Annotated in this window: 15 protein-coding genes and 1 pseudogene; 7 read left to right on the top strand and 9 right to left on the bottom strand. The window is 62.0% G+C overall.

Going from position 1 to position 19,082, the window contains the following annotated elements; translation table 11 throughout:
• The first annotated feature begins 1 nt into the window (after position 1).
• Complete coding sequence (locus NKI38_RS01955; RefSeq protein WP_352654357.1) at positions 2–3,112, top strand: efflux RND transporter permease subunit; 3,111 nt, start codon at positions 2–4, stop codon at positions 3,110–3,112.
• A gap of 129 nt (positions 3,113–3,241) precedes the next feature.
• Here NKI38_RS01955 and NKI38_RS01950 read toward each other — a convergent pair whose 3' ends face one another.
• The 3 genes from NKI38_RS01950 to NKI38_RS01940 are packed head-to-tail and all read right to left on the bottom strand — an operon-like array spanning position 3,242 to position 6,800.
• Positions 3,242–4,066, bottom strand: coding sequence for an alpha/beta hydrolase (locus NKI38_RS01950; RefSeq protein ID WP_352654355.1), 825 nt, complete (start codon positions 4,064–4,066; stop codon positions 3,242–3,244).
• A gap of 10 nt (positions 4,067–4,076) precedes the next feature.
• Positions 4,077–5,558 carry an NAD-dependent succinate-semialdehyde dehydrogenase gene (locus tag NKI38_RS01945; protein WP_352654353.1) on the bottom strand — a complete coding sequence of 494 codons (1,482 nt, stop codon included), beginning with the start codon at positions 5,556–5,558 and terminating at the stop codon, positions 4,077–4,079.
• 15 nt (positions 5,559–5,573) lie between these two features.
• Positions 5,574–6,800: an iron-containing alcohol dehydrogenase gene (locus NKI38_RS01940; protein ID WP_352654351.1), complete on the bottom strand. Its 1,227-nt coding sequence runs from the start codon at positions 6,798–6,800 to the stop codon at positions 5,574–5,576.
• Positions 6,801–6,988: 188 nt separating this feature from the next.
• Here NKI38_RS01940 and NKI38_RS01935 point away from each other — a divergent pair, with 188 nt between their 5' ends.
• The 3 genes and pseudogenes from NKI38_RS01935 to NKI38_RS01925 form a co-directional block, all read left to right on the top strand.
• A complete protein-coding gene (locus NKI38_RS01935; RefSeq protein WP_352629603.1) occupies positions 6,989–7,690 on the top strand; it encodes a GntR family transcriptional regulator in 702 nt (233 codons plus the stop codon).
• Positions 7,691–7,844: 154 nt separating this feature from the next.
• A complete protein-coding gene (locus NKI38_RS01930) occupies positions 7,845–8,438 on the top strand; it encodes a DJ-1/PfpI family protein (RefSeq protein WP_352654349.1) in 594 nt (197 codons plus the stop codon).
• Between the two features lie 73 nt (positions 8,439–8,511).
• A pseudogene (locus tag NKI38_RS01925) lies at positions 8,512–9,095 on the top strand (zinc-binding dehydrogenase); the annotation flags it as partial.
• A gap of 151 nt (positions 9,096–9,246) precedes the next feature.
• Here the strand turns inward: NKI38_RS01925 and NKI38_RS01920 are convergent.
• The 6 genes from NKI38_RS01920 to NKI38_RS01895 form a co-directional block, all read right to left on the bottom strand.
• Positions 9,247–9,474 carry a hypothetical protein gene (locus NKI38_RS01920; protein WP_352654348.1) on the bottom strand — a complete coding sequence of 76 codons (228 nt, stop codon included), beginning with the start codon at positions 9,472–9,474 and terminating at the stop codon, positions 9,247–9,249.
• 195 nt (positions 9,475–9,669) lie between these two features.
• Positions 9,670–10,590 carry an ABC transporter permease gene (locus NKI38_RS01915; protein WP_352654346.1) on the bottom strand — a complete coding sequence of 307 codons (921 nt, stop codon included), beginning with the start codon at positions 10,588–10,590 and terminating at the stop codon, positions 9,670–9,672.
• Complete coding sequence (locus NKI38_RS01910; protein WP_352654344.1) at positions 10,590–11,657, bottom strand: ABC transporter permease; 1,068 nt, start codon at positions 11,655–11,657, stop codon at positions 10,590–10,592. The genes NKI38_RS01915 and NKI38_RS01910 overlap by 1 nt, the downstream gene beginning before the upstream one ends.
• Entirely contained in the window at positions 11,641–13,188 is a 1,548-nt protein-coding gene (locus NKI38_RS01905; protein WP_352654342.1) for an ABC transporter ATP-binding protein, read from the bottom strand. Before NKI38_RS01905 ends, NKI38_RS01910 begins: the two co-directional genes overlap by 17 nt.
• A gap of 100 nt (positions 13,189–13,288) precedes the next feature.
• Positions 13,289–14,383: a BMP family ABC transporter substrate-binding protein gene (locus NKI38_RS01900; protein ID WP_352654340.1), complete on the bottom strand. Its 1,095-nt coding sequence runs from the start codon at positions 14,381–14,383 to the stop codon at positions 13,289–13,291.
• The gene (locus tag NKI38_RS01895; RefSeq protein ID WP_352654338.1) at positions 14,380–15,237 is read right to left on the bottom strand and encodes a GntR family transcriptional regulator; all 858 of its coding nucleotides are present in this window, start codon (positions 15,235–15,237) and stop codon (positions 14,380–14,382) included. Before NKI38_RS01895 ends, NKI38_RS01900 begins: the two co-directional genes overlap by 4 nt.
• 249 nt (positions 15,238–15,486) lie before the next feature.
• Here NKI38_RS01895 and NKI38_RS01890 point away from each other — a divergent pair, with 249 nt between their 5' ends.
• From NKI38_RS01890 to NKI38_RS01880, 3 genes are read left to right on the top strand one after another with little or no spacing between them, the layout of a single operon-like run.
• Positions 15,487–16,347: an aromatic ring-hydroxylating dioxygenase subunit alpha gene (locus NKI38_RS01890; protein ID WP_352654336.1), complete on the top strand. Its 861-nt coding sequence runs from the start codon at positions 15,487–15,489 to the stop codon at positions 16,345–16,347.
• A gap of 40 nt (positions 16,348–16,387) precedes the next feature.
• A complete protein-coding gene (locus tag NKI38_RS01885) occupies positions 16,388–17,293 on the top strand; it encodes an aromatic ring-hydroxylating dioxygenase subunit alpha (RefSeq protein WP_352654335.1) in 906 nt (301 codons plus the stop codon).
• Positions 17,294–17,315: 22 nt separating this feature from the next.
• Positions 17,316–19,082: a Rieske 2Fe-2S domain-containing protein gene (locus NKI38_RS01880; RefSeq protein ID WP_352654333.1), complete on the top strand. Its 1,767-nt coding sequence runs from the start codon at positions 17,316–17,318 to the stop codon at positions 19,080–19,082.

The following is a 19,082-nucleotide window of genomic DNA, read 5'->3' as shown; positions in this document are numbered from 1 at the left end:
AATGAACCTCAATCTTTCAGCAATCGCCGTTCGCGAACGCGCCGTCACCCTGTTCTTCATCCTCCTGCTCGTGGCGGCTGGCGCCTACGCGTTCCTTATGCTCGGGCGGGCGGAGGATCCCAACTTCACCATCAAGACCCTGACGGTCACGACGGCATGGCCGGGCGCGACGGCCCGCGAGATGCAGGACCTTGTCGCCGAGCCGTTGGAGAAGCGGCTTCAGGAGCTCACCTGGTACGATCGGGTCGAGACGACCACGCGGCCGGGATACGCCTATATGACGGTCACGCTGAAGGACAGCACGCCGCCATCCGCCGTGCAGGAAGAATTTTACCAGGCCCGCAAGAAGCTCGGGGATGAAGCCCGCAACCTGCCGCCCGGCGTCTACGGCCCCTTCGTCAACGACGAATATTCGGATGTGAGCTTCGCCCTTTATGCGCTGAAGGCCAAAGGCATGCCGATGCGTGAGCTGGCCAGGCAGGCCGAGACCATTCGCCAGGATCTTCTGCACGTGCCTGGCGTCAAGAAGATCAACATCCTAGGTGAACGTCCGGAGCAGATATTCGTCGAGTTCTCCTATGCCAAGCTGGCAACCCTCGGCGTGTCCGCACAAGATATCGTTGCGGCCTTGCAAAGGCAGAACACCGTCACGCCGGCGGGCTCGATCGATACTCAGGGGCCGCAGGTCTTCATCAGGCTCAACGGCGCTTATGACGGTGTCCAGGCTATCGCCGACACGCCGATCGTTGCCGGGGGGCGGACGCTGAAGCTTTCCGACGTTGCCGAGGTCCGCCGCGGCTACGAGGACCCTCCCACCTATCTCATCCGACGCCAGGGCGAGCCCACCATCATGCTCGCGGCCGTCATGCAGGAGGGTTGGGACGGTCGCGCGCTCGGCAAGGCGCTGGAGGACAGGACGGCGGCCATCGCACGGACATTGCCGCTTGGGATAACGCTCGACAAGGTGTCCGACCAGGCCGTCAACATCACCTCGGCGGTCGACGAGTTCATGTTGAAATTCGCGATGGCGCTCGGTGTCGTGCTACTGATCAGCCTGCTCAGCATGGGCTGGCGCGTCGGCATCGTCGTGGCGGCCGCCGTCCCGCTGACGCTTGCCGCCGTGTTCCTCATCATGCTGGAGACCGGCCGGTTCTTCGATCGCATCACGCTCGGCGCCCTCATCCTGGCGCTCGGTCTTCTCGTGGACGACGCCATCATCGCCATCGAGGTGATGGTGGTGAAGATGGAAGAGGGCATGGATCGCATCAAGGCGGCGGCCTATGCCTGGAGCCATACCGCGGCGCCGATGCTGTCGGGAACGCTCGTGACGATCGCTGGGTTCCTGCCCGTGGGCTTCGCACGCTCGACGGCCGGCGAGTACGCCGGCAACATCTTCTGGGTCGTGGGGTTCGCCCTCATCGTCTCCTGGATTGTCGCCGTGGTCTTCACGCCCTACCTCGGCGTCAAGATGCTGCCCGCGATCAAACCGGTCGAAGGCGGCGTTCACGCCATATACGACACGCCGAACTATCGGCGCCTGCGGCGGCTCATCATCTTTGCCGTGCGCCACAAGTTCGTGACCTGCGGTGTCGTCGCCATCGTTTTCGCGCTTTCGGTTGTCGGCATGGGCAGCCTGAAACAGCAATTCTTCCCGACATCCGACCGCCCCGAAGTGCTGGTCGAGGTTCGTCTGCCGGAAGGCACTAGCATCGAGACCACGACCGCCACAGTGGAGAAGCTCGAGCATTGGCTGGACGGCCAGCCCGAAGCCAAGATCGTGACCAGCTACGTCGGTCAGGGCGCTCCGCGCTTCTTCTTCGCCATGGCGCCGGAACTGCCTGATCCTGCCTTCGCCAAGATCGTCGTGCTGACACCGGACGCGGAGGCGCGCGAGGCGCTGAAGCACCGGCTCCGGGAGGCGGTATCGCAGGGGCTTGCGCCCGAGGCCAATGTGCGTGTCACGCAGCTTGTGTTCGGACCCTACACACCGTTCCCTGTCGAGTTCCGGGTCATCGGGCCTGATGCCACGCAACTCTACAGCATCTCCGAGAAGGCCCTCGACATCATGCGGAGCGTCCCGGACGTGCGGCAGGCCAACCGCGACTGGGGCAACCGCACGCCCGTACTGCGCTTCATCCCTGACCAGGATCGGCTGAACCTCATTGGGCTGTCCCCTGCGGAGGTGGCCCAGCAGCTCCAGTTCCTCCTCACCGGCATTCCCGTCACGCAGGTCCGCGAGGACATTCGCAATGTCCCGATCGTGGCGCGCAGCGCTGGGGCTGAGCGGCTGGACCCGTCGCGTCTGGCGGATTTCTCGCTGATGAGCCGGGACGGCCGCCAGATTCCACTCGACCAGATCGGTCATTCGGAGGTCCGCTTGGAAGAGCCGATCCTGAAGCGCCGCGATCGTCTGCCGGTCATCACGGTCCGCTCGGATATCAATGAGGCAACGCAGCCTCCGGAGGTCTCCAAGCAGATCATGACGGCCCTGCAGCCGCTGATCGCTTCCCTTCCGGCCGGCTATCGCATCGAAATGGGTGGATCAATCGAGGAGGCGACCAAGGCCAACACTGCTTTGGGCAAGATCTTCCCGGCCATGATCGCCGCCATGCTGATCGTCATCATGCTGCAGGTACGATCCTTCTCGACGATGTTCATGGTCGTGCTGACGGCACCGCTTGGCCTCGTCGGCGTCGTGCCGATGTTGCTCACCTTCAACCAGCCTTTCGGGTTCAACGCCATTCTGGGCCTCATAGGACTGGCCGGCATCCTGATGCGCAATACGCTGATCCTGACGGAACAGATCAAGGAGAACCGTGCTGCCGGTCTTGACGACTATCACGCCGTCATCGAGGCCACCGTGCAACGCACGAGGCCGGTGATCCTGACGGCCCTTGCCGCCGTGCTCGCCTTCATCCCCCTCACGCACTCCGTCTTCTGGGGATCGATGGCTTACACGCTGATCGGCGGAACGGCGGCCGGCACGGTTTTGATCCTGCTCTTCCTCCCAGCGCTATACGCCGCGTGGTTCCGCATCAAGCCGACTGCGGATGAGATCCAGGAGGTTTCGACGGAGCAACCGGACCTGCGACTGGCTATGGCTGCCGAGTAGAGGCCTGGTGTCGGACGAGACGAGTCGAGTTCTCGTCCGCCGGATTTGTCCGCGACAGAGGGAGGATCGGGCCGTTAAAGCACTCCGAGTGCGATGTTCAGGTAGCGCTGTGCCAGTGGCCCTCTCACGTTAGCCGCGCGTACGCACTATCATCTCCATCAGGCAATCGCCGCCCTGCGTGCCGGCGACGCCGAGGTCCCTTACACTGTTCATATGGTTTCGGTGTTTTAGGCACAGGTCGTGAACTGCCAAACCCTGCTGTCGCAATCGCAGGCTGAAATCGGCCGCTTGCTGGTGAAAAGGCGGCGTTTCCTCTTCTCCGACGAGAATGGTCACTGCCGTCTTTGGGTCGTGCCGTCGCGTCATTGGGGTGAAGGCAGTCGTCTCCTCATCGGTGATCCCGATTAGTGGCTCGAGGAAGCATGTCTGAAGGGGCTTCAGGTCGTAAAGACCACCCAACAGCAGAGCTTCACGGATGCATGATGGCATTGGCGTCTTTTCGAACAGGAACGTGGCCAGGTGCGCGCCCGCCGAATGACCGCTTACGCTTAGCCGGCCGGGGTCGCCGCCATGGTCGCCGATATTATCCAGCACCCATTGTTTGGCACGCCGGACCTGCTCGACGATTGCCGCCATCCTGAACTCGGGCATCAGCGCATAATCGACGATGACCGCGATCGCACCGGCTTTGGTGACTGTGTTCGCCACATAGGAATAGTCGCTCCTTGAAAACATGCGCCAATAGCCGCCGTGGATGAACATATGAACCGGAAGATTCTTGCGCTCTCCCGGCGGAAAGAACAGGTCGAGCCTCTCGGCTGTGCCGTTGCCATAGGCGACACTAGCCACCATGGGCAGTGTCGCGCGCGTCGCTGCGCTGCGGGCGACGATGTCGGTCACGATGTCATCGAAGTCGGCGACGTGGTCGCGGGTGCGGAAGGGGTCTTTCTGCATGGATGCCCGATCAGAAGGTAACGGCGATATATTTCGCCTCCATGAATTCAGCGATGCCGTGGTGCTGGCCGCCCTCGCGGCCAAGGCCGCTTTGTTTGACGCCGCCGAAGGGCGCCGCTGGATCAGACATCAGTCCCCGGTTGAGGCCTATCATGCCGGCCTCGATTCCCGACGCTATCCGCATGCCGCGCCCCACGTCGCGCGTATAAATGTACGCGGCAAGGCCATATTCCGTGTCATTGGCATGCGCGACAGCCTCCTCCTCGGTCTCGAACCTGGTGATGGGAGCTACCGGCCCGAAGATCTCCTCATGCGCCATGTCAGCTTCCAACGATACCTCCGACAGCACCGTCGGAGGATAGAAAAAGCCTTCCCCTTCTGAAATCGAGCCGCCGCAAAGCACCTTGGCTCCCCGACCCACCGCGTCCTTGACCAGGCGGTCGATCTTGTCGACCGCCTTTTTCGTGATCATCGGTCCGCACTCTGTATCGGCATTTGTGCCCGCTCCCACCTTGAGCGCCGCCATGCGTTTGGAAAGGCCGTCGGCGAACGCGTCATGGATGCCCGACTGCACATAGAGGCGATTGGCGGCGGTGCACGCCTCGCCGGCATTGCGCATCTTTGCGATCATGGCGCCGTTGAGCGCGGCATCGAGATCAGCATCGTCGAAGACAATGAAAGGTGCATTGCCGCCGAGTTCCATTGAACAGGAGATCACATGCTTGGCGGCCTCGCCGAGCAAGGTTCGGCCAACACCGGTAGAGCCGGTGAACGAAAGCTTCCTGACGCGCGGATCGGCCAGCATGGCCGATGTCAGTGGACCGGGGCTGGTCGTGGTGAGCACATTGACGACGCCGGCCGGCACGCCGGCCTCGCTGTACAGCGCGGCGAGCGCATAGGCCGTCAGCGGCGTTTCACTGGCGGGCTTCAGAATGACCGTACAGCCCGCCGCCAGCGCCGGCGCGATCTTTCGTGTCGCCATCGCGGCCGGAAAATTCCACGGCGTGATGAGTACGCAGATGCCGATCGGCTCATAGTCGACCACGATGCGGTTGGTGCCTGCCGGCGCGGTCCCGAACTCACCGGTGATACGAACCGCTTCTTCCGCGTTCCAGCGGAAAAATTCGGCGGCGTACGCCACCTCGCCGCGCGCGTCGCGCAGGGCCTTGCCGTTCTCCAGCGAGATCAGCATGGCCAGTGTGTCAGAGCGTTCGACCATGAGTTCGAAACAGCGCCTGAGGATTTCCGAACGCTTGCGTGGCGGCGTCTCCCGCCATCCTTTGGACGCCTTGGCCGCGGCTTGGACGGCAGCAGTGGCATCCTCGACCGTCGCATCGGGAACCGCCGCGATCTTCGCCCCGGAGGAGGGGTCGACGACATCGATGAGCCGGCCATCGGAGGACGGCCGCCATCTGCCGTCGATGTAAAGCCCATGCGAAAAGCCGCGCACGTCGTAGCCGTCCCGATCGAGCTGGTGAGCATTCGAATTCATAGTCTTGTTCCGTTGTTACATAGCGCAGGCGGCGAGGTCGCCGCCATGAGCTGCCTGGACAAGGCGTCGCATGGCGGAGAGATCGAAGGGGCGCGGGTTGTTCTTGATCAGGCGGTCGATGCCGAGCGCCTGCTCGGCGGTCCAGTCGAGCTTGTCGGCGGGAAGGCCGAGATCCGCCAGTGTTGGCGTGATGCCGATCGCCGTGAATAGCTGCCGGATTTGCTCGATGGTGGCGTCCGCCATCTCCTCAGCGCTCCGCCCCTTGGCCTCAAGGCTAAGCGCTCCACCGATCTCGGCCATTTCAGCGGCAGCCACACGCCTGTTATAGGTCATAACGTAGGGCATCATGGTTGCCACACCCAACCCGTGCGCGGTGTGCGTAAGCGCGCCGGCCGGATACTGCACGGCATGCGCCGCCGCAGTACCCGCGGTACCGAATGCACACCCTGCCGCCAACGCGCCCATCATCACATCGGCACGCGCATCGGCGTCAGTGCCGTCTGCGCAGGCTCTCTGCAGACTGCGCCCCAGCAACTTTATGGCCAGCAGCGCGAAATGATCGGTCAGCGCGGTCTTGCCTATGAACACGTGTTTTTGCGGCAGGTCGGGGTCCGCGTCGCGCCGCATGGCGGTGAAAGCCTCGATTGCGTGTGTCAATGCGTCGGCGCCGGCGATCGCGGTCAGCCCTGGCGGACAGGTCATCGTCAGTTCGGGGTCGCACAAGGCAACCGCAGCGATCAGATACGGGCTCGATATGCCGACCTTGAGCGTCCGGTCAGGATCGGAGATCACCGCGACCGGAGTCACTTCGGAGCCGGTGCCCGCGGTGGTGGGCACAGCGATCAGCGGCAGCGTCGGGCCAGGAACCTGGAACTCACCGTAATAGTCCTGGAGTTTGCCGCCGTGACTGAGCAGCAAGGCGGCGCATTTGGCGAAATCGAGGCAGCTGCCGCCGCCGATGCCGATCACCATCTCGGGCCGGAACCCCTTCGCGTCGTCGACGCAGATGCTGACTGTGTCACGCGGCACGTCGGGAAGGACGCGGTCATGCACCAGCACCTCAATCGAGGCAGCCTGGAGCGATTTGACGATCTCCGCGAACACCGCGGTGCCGGCGAAACGCTCGTCGGTACAGACCAGCGCGCGCCGGCCGAACCTGCTGGCGACTGTCGGCAGCACATGACGCTGGCCTTTGCCGAAAAGGATTTCACGCGGAAGCCGGAGGGCGGCGAAGAGGCTCATGATGATCTTTTGTCCTTTGACGGCGGCTCAAACTGGAAAGGCTATCGCGACGGATCCGCCATCTTCCGCAAAAGGCGCTTGGCACCATGTGACGGTCCAAAACATATCCGCTTTAAAATCGTATAGGATATAGGATTGCATCGACCGGAGCATCGTGTTAGCAGTCCTCACTGTCAAGAGGCAAAAAGATGCAGACCGCCGACTTAACCGAAACGACCGAAACGACCGCCGCCGGCGGTCGCATCCAGCGCTCCAACAGCCTGGTCGAGGATGTCTACGAAGCGATCTTCGCGCAGCTGATGGCGCTGAAGATCGCGCCGGGTTCCCGCATTACCGTCGATAGCCTGGTCAAGGAATTCAACGTCTCGCACACGCCGATACGCGAGGCGCTCGGCCGCCTCGAAGGCGAAGGCCTGGTACTCAAGACGCATCTCATTGGTTACCGCGCGGCACCCCAGATTACCCGGCGCCGTTTCGATGAATTGTATGAGATGCGCCTTCTGCTTGAGCCGCATGCCGCGGCGAAAGCTGCCGCTGCCATGGACGAAGCGAAGCTCAACACTTTGCTGGAAGCGGCCGGCGTGATGTCACGGCGCGAAGGCAAGGACGATCGCCTCCGCTATTCGAATTTCGCCCGGCAGGACGCGATCTTCCACGACAAGATCATGGAGTTTTCCGAAAACGAACTCATTCGCGAGACGTTGAGTCACCAGCATATCCACTTCCATATCTTCCGCTTGATGTACCATGCCCGCGTGACCGAGGAGGCGCTCGACGAACACGAGGCGATCCTCGCCGCGTTCGGCTCGGCCGATCCCGACGCCGCCCAAAAGGCGATGCGCGTTCACATCGAGCATTCGCGCGATCGCTTGCTTCCGGCATTCGATTGAGGCCGGAACCGATGTCCATTGCCGCCAATATCGCTGGAGAGGGAGGAAGCACGCTGCCCTCTGGCGACGCGCCGGGCACCGTCGAACCAGACTTCACAGCAGGGCAGGGCGCGATCTGCGCCTTGCCTGGCCCAAAACACTGAGAGGAAGAGCCATGCCAGGCAAAAAGATACTGATGTTGACCGGTGAGTTCACCGAAGAATACGAGATCTTCGTCTACCAGCAAGCGATGGAAGCCGTCGGTCACACTATCCATGTGGTCTGCCCAGACAAGAACGCTGGGGACCTGATCAAGACTTCGCTGCATGACTTCGAGGGCGACCAAACCTATATCGAAAAGCTCGGCCATTACGCGCTGATCAACAAGACGTTTTCCGACGCTGAGAAGCAGCTCGACCAATACCACGCAGTCTATTGCGCGGGCGGCCGTGGCCCTGAGTATATCCGCACCGACAAGCGCGTGCAGGCGATCGTGCGCCATTTCCACGACGCCAAGAAGCCGATCTTCACGATCTGCCATGGCGTCCAGATTTTGATCGCGGTCGACGGCGTCGTTCGCGGCAAGAAGGTAGCAGCACTCGCGGCTTGCGAGCCGGAGGTGACCCTTGCCGGCGGCACTTACATCGATCTATCTCCCACCGATGCCTATGTGGATGGGACGATGGTTTCGGCCAAGGGATGGACGGCGCTTGCTGCATTCATCCGCGAATGTTTGAAGGTGCTGGGAACGGAAATCCGCCACACGTAGGCTTTTGGCGCCGACGCATTTCTGAGGAGATGCGTCGGCTCCCTTCAACGGCGTGGCGCTTCTATCTCCGTCAGGCGCACACGCGGTCCGCAGATCCATGGCGGGGCGGGGCACCGCACCTTGGTTATCGGCGCCGGACCGATCGGCCTCGGCACCACGCTTTTTGCACACATAGCGCGCCACAACGTGACCATCATGGACATCGACGCGGAGCGGCTGGCCTTTGCCGCTAGGCAATTGGGCTTCCTGGTGATCGACGGCTCGAAGGGATCGATCGTCGAAACGATAGCGGAGCGAACCGCCAAAACAGGTTTCGATGTCGTCTTCGACGCAACGGGAAACAGCCGTTCGATGCAGTCCGCCTTTGCCTATGTAGCCCATGGCGGCGTCATGGTGATGGTCAGCGTCGTGCAGGACAACATAACCTTCTCCGATCCAGAGTTTCACAACCGGGAAATGATGCTGATCGGCAGTCGCAATGCGACGCATGGCGATTTCCAGCACGTCATTGCCTCGATGCGCGCTGGAAAAATGCCGGTCGATCAACTCGTCACCCACCGCACGACCCTGCGTGACAGCCCCCGTGACATCACGATCTGGGCGCAGCAGAAGTCCGGTCTGATCAAGGCTGTTATCGACGTGGCGGCACCTTGTTGACCTCCACTGTCATGACATCTCGCGGCAGGCGGATCGCCTTATTTTTGGCCGGGCTGTCGAATGCGCAACGCCTCGACCTATCGCAAAGCTGGCGGCAAAGGCGCCTGGCTGGTCGACAATGGCGATGACGCGCTCTGGAAGGCGGCACGATCTACATGCGGCTGAAGAGCGGCACGCCTGCTGGTCTGGTGTCGGCGATGGAAGAGTTGATGCTGCTGGTCTTTCTCAGTCGCGACGCGCCTTTCAGATCGTGAGGAGAGAAGTCCATGCTTGAGCTCTTGCAGGGACCGCTGCTGATCAGCCTGTTGGCGTCGATGGTCGCATTGCGACACCGCTGCTGTTTTCGGCAATGAGCGAACTCGTCACGCAGCGCGGGCATTTGGAACATCGCTGTCGAGGGCACCATGCTGATCGGTGCGGTGGTTGCCTACATGGTCGTGGGGATACCCGTCCCCCATCAGATATTCCTTGTGCTGCCCTATGTGGCATCGCTGGTGCTGCTGGCCGGGTTGCGATAGCGCACGCATCAGCCGGTGGCGCTCGGCATATCCTACAACAGAGAATAGTTCCTGGTTCAGGTCGCTGGGCGGAAGGGCTTTGCAAGCGAGGCCGGGAAATGCAGCGCGAGCATCTGGCGGTTTCGCGAAATGAGGACCAGCACGATGATGGTGGCCAGATAGGGCAGGGCCGACAGCAGTTCCGACGGCACTTCCAGCCCGAGCGCCTGTCCTTGCAGCTGCAGGATCGTCATGCCGCCGAACAGCCAGGCGCCAAGCAGAATGCGCAGCGGCCGCCATGTGGCGAAAACCACCAGCGCAAGCGCTATCCAGCCCTTGCCGGCGGTCATGTTCTCGACCCACAGCGGTGTGTAGGCGACCGACAGATAGGCGCCCGCCAGTCCGGCCATCAGTCCGCCGAACAGGACGGCCATGTAGCGGATCTTGATCACCGGATAGCCGATCGCATGCGACGTCTGCGGTGACTCGCCGATCGTGCGCAATATAAGCCCGGCCTTGGTCCGGTAGAGAAACCAGCTGATCGCGGCGAACATCAGCAAGGCCAGGTAAACCATCGGGTCGAAGCGGAACAGCATCGACCCCAGGAAAGGTATATCCGACAGATAGGGGATGTCGACGCCATGCAGCGCTTCGATCGGGGAACTGCCAAAACCGCGTCCGAGAAAGGCCGAAACACCTGACCCGAAGATCGCCAGCGCCAGACCGGCGGCGTATTGATTGGTCAGGAAGGTCAGCGCCAGAACGCCGAACAGCAGCGATGCGGCAGCACCGGCCAGCGCGCCGGCCATGATCGCGACAGGCATGGAAAAGCCCGCGGTGACAGCCCAGAACGCAAGTGCTGCCCCCATCAGCATCATGCCTTCGATGCCGAGATTGAGAACGCCTGACTTTTCGACCACGAGTTCGCCGAGTGCGGCGAAGATCAGGGGCGTCGCGGCAATGACGGTGCCGGTGAAGATGGCAATGAACAGATCCATCAGGCTTTCTCCCGGACCAGGCGAACGCGGTAGAAGATGAAGAAGTCGGCGGCGAGCAGGAAGAACAGCAGGATGCCCTGGAAAATCCGCGTCAGCGCCGAAGGCAGGCCAAGCGTCATCTGCACGCCTTCTCCGCCAAGGAAAAGCAGCGACATCAGCAACCCGCCGAGCACGATGCCAAAGGCGTTCAGCCGTCCGATGAAGGCGACGATGATGGCCGCGAAACCATAACCCGGCGATATCTGTGGCGAGAGCTGGCCGAGCGGTCCGGCAGCTTCCGCCATACCGGCGATGCCGGCTGCTGCTCCGCCGGACAGCAGGCCGATCCAGATCGCCGCCGACTCACGGAACCCCGCATACCGCGCGGCCAGCGGTGCCGCGCCGCTCACCGACATCTTGTAGCCGAGGAAACTGCGGTCGGTGAACAGCCACATCGCGATGACGGCGACGACGGTGATGAAGACCGAGGAATTGAGCCGGTATGCCGGATCAAAGGACGGGAGCATCGCGGCAGCCGGCAGGAGGGCCGTCTGTGGATAGTTGAAACCGGCCGGATCGCGCCACGGTCCGTGCACGAGATAGGACAGGAACAGCGTGGCGATGTAGGTCATCATCAAGGTGACGAGGATTTCGTTGGTGTTCATGCGGGCACGCAGGAAGGCCGGAATGGCCGCCCATGCTATGCCGGCGCCCATGCCGGCCAGGAACATCAGGGGCAACAGCAGCATGCTCTCCGGATTTGGCCAGAACAGCCCCACGCCGCTGGCGGCAATCGCACCCATCGTGAACTGACCCTCTGCGCCGATGTTCCAGACATTGGCGCGAAAACCGACCGCCAGCCCGCAGGCGATCAGGATCAGCGGCGAGGCCTTGAGCAGCCATTCCGACAGTCCGTTCATCGAACTGAGCGGCTCGACAAAGAACGCATGGAGCGTCGCCAGCGGGTCATGTCCCAGAGACGCGAAGAAAACCGAGCCGACGACGACCGTCAGTATCGTCGCCAGGATCGGTGCGGCAATGCGCATCGGCGCGGATGGCTCCGGCCTTTGTTCAATCCTGAAGTGCAATATCGCCACTCCCGTTTGCCGATGTCGGCTCGTTCATTGTCCGGCCGGTCATCAGAAGTCCGACCTCCTCGCGGTCGGTTGTCGTGCGGATGAGTGGCGGTGATACCTTTCCCTTGCAGATCACCAGCAGCCGGTCACAGATCTCGAACAACTCGTCGAGTTCTTCGGAGACGACAAGCACCGCTGCCCCGGCACGGCTGAGATCGATGATGGTCTGCCGGATGAAGGCGGATGCTCCGACATCGACACCCCAGGTCGGCTGCGAGACCAGGAACAGCTTTGGCTTGAGCGCGATCTCGCGTCCGACGATGAACTTTTGCAGGTTGCCGCCCGACAGGCTTTGCGCGGTCGACTGCGCTCCATTGGCCTTGACCTTGAACCTGTCGATGATGCCGGCGGCGAAAGCCTTGGCCTTGCGGCGATCCACCAGTCCGTTGCGCACCGTGCCGAAGCGATGCGCGGTCAGCACGGCGTTCTCCCACAGCGTGTGCGACGGCACCGCACCGCGTCCGAGCCGTTCTTCGGGAACAAAGGCGACGCCGAGCTTGCGGCGCTCGTGGGCACGCAGGCGGGCGGCGTCGGTGCCGCAAATCCTGATCGCGTCGCCGCGGTCATGGGTGCGTTCGCCGCTGAGCAGGGCGATCAGCTCGGCCTGGCCGTTTCCGGAAACGCCGGCAATGCCGACGATTTCCCCGCCATGCACATTGAACGACACATCCTTCAGGTCGACGCCGAAATGGTCTCGGGCCGAGACCGAAAGGTTGTTGACCTCGAGCACCGGCTTGTCGCTCGGGCTTGGCGGGCTGACATGCATTTCAGGCAACTTGGAACCGACCATCATGCGGGCAAGCTCCAGCGATGTCGTCTCTTTCGGGCGGGCGGTGCCGGTGACCTTGCCGTTGCGCAGCACGGTGGCGGTGTCGCAGAGCTCCTGCACCTCGTCCAGCTTGTGGCTGATGTAGACGATGCTGCAGCCTTCGGCGGCGAGCTGCCGCAGCGTCTCGAACAGCTTGACCACTGCCTGAGGCGTCAGCACGGAAGTCGGCTCGTCGAGGATCAGGAGTTTCGGCGCCTGCAGCAGGCAGCGCACGATTTCCACACGCTGGCGCTCGCCAACCGACAGGTCGTGCACCTGGCGATGCGGATCTATGGGCATGCCGTAGCGCATGGAGAGGTCGCGGATCTTTTCGGCAAGCGTCGGCAGATGGAACGCGGCGCTTGTCGACAGGGCGATGTTCTCGACCACCGATACGGATTCGAACAGCGCGAAATGCTGGTAGACCATCTCGATGCCGAGCGCGCGGGATACCGCCGGATTGTGAGCGACGATCGGATTACCATCGCTATGGATTTCCCCGGAGTCGGCCTGCGCCGCGCCATAGATGATCTTCATCAGGGTGGATTTGCCTGCGCCATTCTCGCCCAAGACAGCGTGGATTTCGCCGGGCTGGATAGACAATGAAACGTCGTCATTGGCGACGACGCCCGGATAGCGCTTGCAGATGTTGCGCAGTTCTAAACGCGGATGCATGGCGGGTCCTGCCGTGGCGTGGAGCGGGGTTGGACTAGGCGCAAGCTGGCAGACGCCGAAGCATTCCAGCTTCGGCGTCGGTTGGCTTTTTGAGCGACGATCAGCTCAGCTTGCCGATCATCCCCTTCACGAACCAGTTCATGCCGCGAATGTCGTCGTCGGCCAGAACCGAACCGGCGGCGACCTTGACATTGCCGTCCTGGTCTTTCAGCTCGCCGCCGTAGGGATGAACCTTGCCGCTGCCGATATCGGCCTCGAGCTGTTGTAGCTTGGCCTTGGTGTCGGCCGGAATACCGTCATTGTAGGGCGCCATTTTCACGACGCCTGCCGCCAGTCCGTCCCAACGCACTTCCGGCTTCCAGGTGCCCGCGGCAACGGCCTTGGCGGCGCCAACATAGTCGCTGGTCCAGTCGAGCACGAATGCCGTCAATTGCTTGCCGGAGCCGAATTTCGCCATGTCGCTGGCATAGCCGATCGACCAGGCGCCGCCTTCGCCGGCGACCTGGACACCGGTGGCCGTGTCCGTCATCGAGCAGATGACGTCGCAGCCTTGTGAAAGCAGTGTTTTGGCGGCCTCCTTTTCCTTGCCCGGATCAAACCAGGAGTTGAGGAAGATGGTGTTGCAGGTGGCGTTCGGGTTGACGCTTTGCGCACCGAGCAGCAGCGCATTGGCCGGCCCGACGATGTCGGGGATCGGGAAGCCGCCGATGAAGCCGATCTTGCCTGATTTCGACATGTAGCCGCCGGCAGCGCCGGCGACGAAAGTACCCTCGTAATATTTGGCTTCGAAGGTGCCGAGATTGGCAAGGTGGACGATGCCGGAGCAATGTTCGAATGCCATTTTGGGGAACCGCGGCGCCACTTTCTGCATGGGCGTTCCGTGTGAAAAGCTGGTGCCGAAAATCAGCTTGTTGCCGGCGCTCGCCAGTTCGCGAAAAATGCGCTCGGCGTCCTGCGGCATGAAGATGTTGTCGATGACGGTCAGCTCGACCTTGTCGCCGAATGCGGCCTTGATGGCTTCGACACCGAGGCTGTGCTGCTTGGTCCAGCCGATTTCAGCCACCGGCGAGACATAGACGGCGCCGATTTTCAGCACCTCCTGCGCTTGTGCGATCGTGCTTAGGCCTCCTGCGCCAAGTGCTGCGCCCAGCGCGCTGCCGTATTTCAGGAAATCCCGTCTTGTTACGTCGTTCATGATGGTAACCCTCTGTTGGTTTTTTTGGTTGATGCCCGGCTTGTGGATGCCGGATCTGTTTTTGGAAGATGAACATGGAGATGCGCTGCGGCTCCGAGATGCGTTGCGGCGTCGCCATTCCCGGGCGACTTCGCCATCCTTCTGAGCGGAACCGCTGTTGTCGCCGCATCGGCCGTGCCGTCGAGATAGGGGGCAAGGGCCTCGGCCGGTGTCATTTCCGGAAACACCTCACGGTTCATGATGTAGCCGCGCACCACCGTGCGGTGGTGTGTGTCGATGAGATCCATGGCCTGCTTCAAGCGACCTTTTTCCAGCAGGTCAACGACCCGCGAGTGGTCGTCGAGCAGATTGCAATAGTCGAAATCGGCGGTGATGAGGGAGCGCAGCAACGTCGTGCGGCGGACAAGCTGCGCATGGATTTCCTGCATCACCTTGTTGCGGCTGAGGCGCACGAACACGGTGTGGAACTCCTGGCCGAGTACGTCGGCCAGGGCATCGTTGCCGGCGGCTACGGCCTGGCGTTGCCGTTCGACATGATGGCGCAGTTCGGCCCAGCCGGCCGGTCCCAGCCGGTCGCTGAGCTGGGCTGCCACGCCCTGTTCGACAAGCGTCAGGGCGTCGTAGATTTCCATCGCCTCCTGCATGCTCGGCTTGGCGACGAAGGCACCACGATTGCGCTCGATCTGGGCCAGTCCGTCATCGGCGAGGCGTATCAAAGCCTGGCGGACGACGATGCGGCTGACGTCGAATATTTCAGCAAGTTCGCGTTCACCGAGCTTGCAGCCGGGGACGAGACGATGATCAATGATGGCGCGCGTCAGCGTGTCGGCGATTGACTGGGAACGGCCGCTCACGAGACGGTGCTCCACGTGGGTTTCCACGCGTCTTTCGCAATGTCACTGCCGATGATCGGCGTCATTCCAGCGCCCCATATCCCAGGTTGCGGTGTGCCATATATGGGATGCAATCCTTTCAGTCTGTCAACCAAAAAACATTCATTGGCTACAAAAAATGCATTGATTGATATCCAATCTTGTGTTTGCAATGGTGGCGCTGACCAAGCCGGGTTCGATGTGAAGAGCCGGCCAGGGAGGACGATTGCGATGACCAGCCCTTGCAGCGACGGGGTTCTCTTGAACGACTGGCATATTGTTGCGGATTGCTCGATGCTGTCCGCTGGTGCACCGTTCAACACACGGCTTTTGGGGGTCGCTCTCTCGATCACCTGCAAGGGACGCTACAACAAGGAGATCGTCCGCCAGGACACCGGCGAACAGGTCAATTCGGCCGAGCGCTACGGCTTCGTCTGGGCATGTCTTGGCAGGCCTTGGCGGGACATCATTTACATTCCGGAATCGAACGAGGCGGACCGGCATCTGGTCAGCGGCGGCTCGATCGCGGTCAAGGTGTCGGGTCTGCGCGCCGTCGAGAATTTTCTCGACATGGGGCACTTCCCCTTCGTGCATACAGGCCTGCTGGGTGACGAGCCGCACACCGAAGTGGTGCCCTACAGGGTCGAGATCACCGACAAGGACGAGGTGCTGGCGACCGAATGCAAATTCTATCAACCGCTGGCCTCGCCGACCGCCAAGGAAGGCTTTGTCGTCGACTACATCTATAAGGTGATCCGGCCGTATACGGTGGCCCTCTACAAGAGCAATCCTGTGAAGAAGGACCGGCTCGACGTCATCACCCTGTTCGTGCAGCCGGTCGATGAGGAGAACTGCGTCGCTCATCCCTTCCTTTGCTACCTTGTGGACGGCATCGACGCGGCGACGGTGCGCAGCTTCATGCAGCTGATCTTCGCCCAGGACAAGCCGATCCTGGAAAACCAGGTGCCGCGACGGTTGCCGTTGGATCCGCGGGCTGAAACACCGATCCGCGCCGATGCCGTCTCTGTTTCCTACCGGCGCTGGTTGCGGGATCAGGCAATAACTTACGGCGCCATTCCGGCCCAGGCCTGATGGGATCGATGCCGGCCTGGCTCCTTCGAGGGACATGAAAATGATACAGACGAAATGTTCGGACCCGGTCATTCTCAATCTCTGGCATCCGATCGGTGCCATTGCCGAGACGACGCCAGACAGTGTGGTGGAGACGACCCTGCTCGGCGAGCAGGTCAGTTTCGCAATTGGCGCGAGCGGCGTCATCGGGGTCTGGATATCCCGGCCCGACCTGCCATCCGGCGCCTGGGTCGATCCGGCCTCGATCCGTGAAACATTGCCCACGAAGAGCGCCTATGGCTATGTCTGGACCTCGCTCGGTTCGCCGCCGGCAGAGCTGTTTCCGATCCCTGAATATGAAGAGCCGGACCGCCGCAAGCTCAACGCGGCAACGTTTGGCGTCAACGTCTCAGCGCCGCGCGCCATCGAGAATTTTCTCGACATGGGCCACTTTCCCTATGTGCATACCGACATCCTCGGCGTCGAACCGCATACCGAAGTCAAGGAATACGATGTCGAGATATCCGTCGACCGCGACGAGATCCTAGCCACGCGTTGCCGCTTCTTTCAGCCGATGGCTTCCACAGCTTCGGATGGTGGCGCGGATGTGGACTACGTCTACCGCGTGCCACATCCCTATTGCTCGGTGCTCTACAAATCGAGCCCGGTCGACGAAGCCCGGCGCGATGTCATTGCCATCTTCCTGCAGCCGGTCGACCAGGAGCATGTGCGCGCCCACATGCTGCTTTGCGTGCTCGACGAAGACAATGAAGACAAGATCATCAAGCGCTTCCAGCAGACGATCTTCGGGCAGGACAAACCGATCCTCGAGAACCAGGTGCCGAAACGCCTGCCGCTGGACCCTCGTGCCGAAACACCGATCCGGGCCGACAAGTCGGCCATCGCCTACAGGCGTTGGCTTAGCCAGAAGGGCGTGACCTACGGCGTCATCCCGGTTGCGGCCTGACATTATTTTTGGAGACGACGAAATGTTGCAAGAAGCCAGAAGCCGGTGGTATCCGATCGCCGCCGCCCATGATTTGCCTTACCGCCACGTCTTCCATGGCCAGCTGCTTGGCCGGGAATTCGCCGTCTGGCGAGCCGATGACGGTTACGTCAACATCTGGGAGAACCGCTGCCTGCATCGCGGCGTAAGGCTGTCGATCGGCATCAATGACGGGCGCGAACTGAAGTGCCAGTATCATGGCTGGCGTTATTCGAACCGCACCGCCGGCTGCACCTATATTCCCGCCCACCCCGCCGATGCGCCGGCCCGCACCATCACCAACCGCACCTTTCCGGCGGTGGAGCGCTATGGCCTCGTCTGGTCGTCCGAAGAGCCGCAAGGGGAGGTTCCCGATGTCGCCGGGCTGCTGGAGGGCAAGTTGCTTACCTTGCGTGGCATTCCGGTCAATGCGCCGGCCGGCAAGGTCGTGGAAAAGCTGAAAGCCTATCGGTTCCAGCCCAGCGGAGCCGTCGAGGGCGACGCCGCCGAGATCCTGGTCGAAGCCGTGCAGGATTTTGCCGTGGCGCTCCGCTCGCGTGACGGCAGCCGGGAGACGCAAGGCGTCTTCTTCGTTCAACCCGTCGATTCCAACCGTTCGGTCATTCGCGGCGTGCTCGATCAGGACCTCGAGGGAGCCGCGCGTATCGCCGCCTTGCGCCACCACAACGAACGGCTCGGCAAGTTGCGCGATGCGGCGGAACATGAGGCGGCAAGCGCCGCCGCGCCCGCGCCGATCGAGCCTGTCTATGAAAAAGTATCAGCCGAACTCGCCGAAATGCCGGAACTGACGACGCATGGCCGCAAGGCGGCGCTGCGCGTCTCTGTGGCAAGGAAATGGCGGGCCGCCGACGGCATAGCCGGCTTCGAGCTTCGCCCGATCAAGGGCCTTCTGCCCACTTTCCAGCCAGGCGCCCATATCGATGTCCACATGCCCAATGGCGAGGTCCGGCAATATTCGATCACCAACGGTCCTGGCGAAACCGACAGCTTTACCATCGGCGTCAAGCTGGAGAGGGATTCGAAAGGCGGTTCGAAATGCATGCACGAGACGGTGCGTGAAGGTGACGTGCTGGCGATCTCCGAGCCGCGCAACAATTTTCCGCTGCGCCGCGACGCGATCAGGACGCTGTTCGTCGCCGGCGGCATCGGCATCACGCCGCTGCTGGCGATGGCGCAGGCGCTGAAGAATCAGGATCTGGCGCACGAATTGCACTATTTCGCGCAAGGGGAGGAGCATCTCGCCTTTTCCGATCGGCTGCGGCAACTCGGTGGCTCACTGGTGCCGCATCTTGGCCTCACGCCGGAACAGACAGGCGCGAAACTGCACGAACTGCTTTCCGCATACCGGAACGGCATGCATGTCTATATCTGTGGCCCCGGTCCGATGCTGGAAGCTGCCCGCAGGACAGCGGCGGAGCAGGGATGGCCCGACAGCGCGGTTCATTTCGAGTACTTCAAGAACACCAACAAGATTGATGACAGTTCGAGCTTCGAAGTGGCCCTGGCGCGCTCCTGCGTCACGCTCAAGGTGCCTGCCGGCAAGACCATCATGCAGGTCATGCGCGAGAATGGCATCGATGTACCGTCGTCCTGCGAACAGGGTGCCTGCGGCACTTGCGTGGCGACGGTGATCGAAGGCGAACCGGACCATCAGGATGTCTACCTGAACGACGCCGAAAAACAGGCCGGGACCAAGATCATGACCTGCGTTTCGCGGGCCAAGTCGGCACGCCTCGTGCTGGACATCTAG

The sequence above is a fragment of the Mesorhizobium sp. M0621 genome, assembly GCF_040320745.1.
Taxonomy (GTDB): Bacteria; Pseudomonadota; Alphaproteobacteria; order Rhizobiales; family Rhizobiaceae; genus Mesorhizobium.
This window is presented reverse-complemented; position numbering and strand designations above follow the sequence as displayed.

What these genes read in the sequence shown, in the direction of transcription:
- NKI38_RS01955 (WP_352654357.1), top strand. Translation starts at nt 2, where the DNA reads ATGAACCTCAATCTTTCAGCAATCGCCGTTCGCGAACGCGCCGTCACC.
- NKI38_RS01950 (WP_352654355.1), bottom strand. Translation starts at nt 4,066, where the DNA reads ATGCAGAAAGACCCCTTCCGCACCCGCGACCACGTCGCCGACTTCGAT.
- NKI38_RS01945 (WP_352654353.1), bottom strand. Translation starts at nt 5,558, where the DNA reads ATGAATTCGAATGCTCACCAGCTCGATCGGGACGGCTACGACGTGCGC.
- NKI38_RS01940 (WP_352654351.1), bottom strand. Translation starts at nt 6,800, where the DNA reads ATGAGCCTCTTCGCCGCCCTCCGGCTTCCGCGTGAAATCCTTTTCGGC.
- NKI38_RS01935 (WP_352629603.1), top strand. Translation starts at nt 6,989, where the DNA reads ATGCAGACCGCCGACTTAACCGAAACGACCGAAACGACCGCCGCCGGC.
- NKI38_RS01930 (WP_352654349.1), top strand. Translation starts at nt 7,845, where the DNA reads ATGCCAGGCAAAAAGATACTGATGTTGACCGGTGAGTTCACCGAAGAA.
- NKI38_RS01920 (WP_352654348.1), bottom strand. Translation starts at nt 9,474, where the DNA reads ATGCCCGCGCTGCGTGACGAGTTCGCTCATTGCCGAAAACAGCAGCGG.
- NKI38_RS01915 (WP_352654346.1), bottom strand. Translation starts at nt 10,590, where the DNA reads ATGGATCTGTTCATTGCCATCTTCACCGGCACCGTCATTGCCGCGACG.
- NKI38_RS01905 (WP_352654342.1), bottom strand. Translation starts at nt 13,188, where the DNA reads ATGCATCCGCGTTTAGAACTGCGCAACATCTGCAAGCGCTATCCGGGC.
- NKI38_RS01900 (WP_352654340.1), bottom strand. Translation starts at nt 14,383, where the DNA reads ATGAACGACGTAACAAGACGGGATTTCCTGAAATACGGCAGCGCGCTG.
- NKI38_RS01890 (WP_352654336.1), top strand. Translation starts at nt 15,487, where the DNA reads ATGACCAGCCCTTGCAGCGACGGGGTTCTCTTGAACGACTGGCATATT.
- NKI38_RS01885 (WP_352654335.1), top strand. Translation starts at nt 16,388, where the DNA reads ATGATACAGACGAAATGTTCGGACCCGGTCATTCTCAATCTCTGGCAT.
- NKI38_RS01880 (WP_352654333.1), top strand. Translation starts at nt 17,316, where the DNA reads ATGTTGCAAGAAGCCAGAAGCCGGTGGTATCCGATCGCCGCCGCCCAT.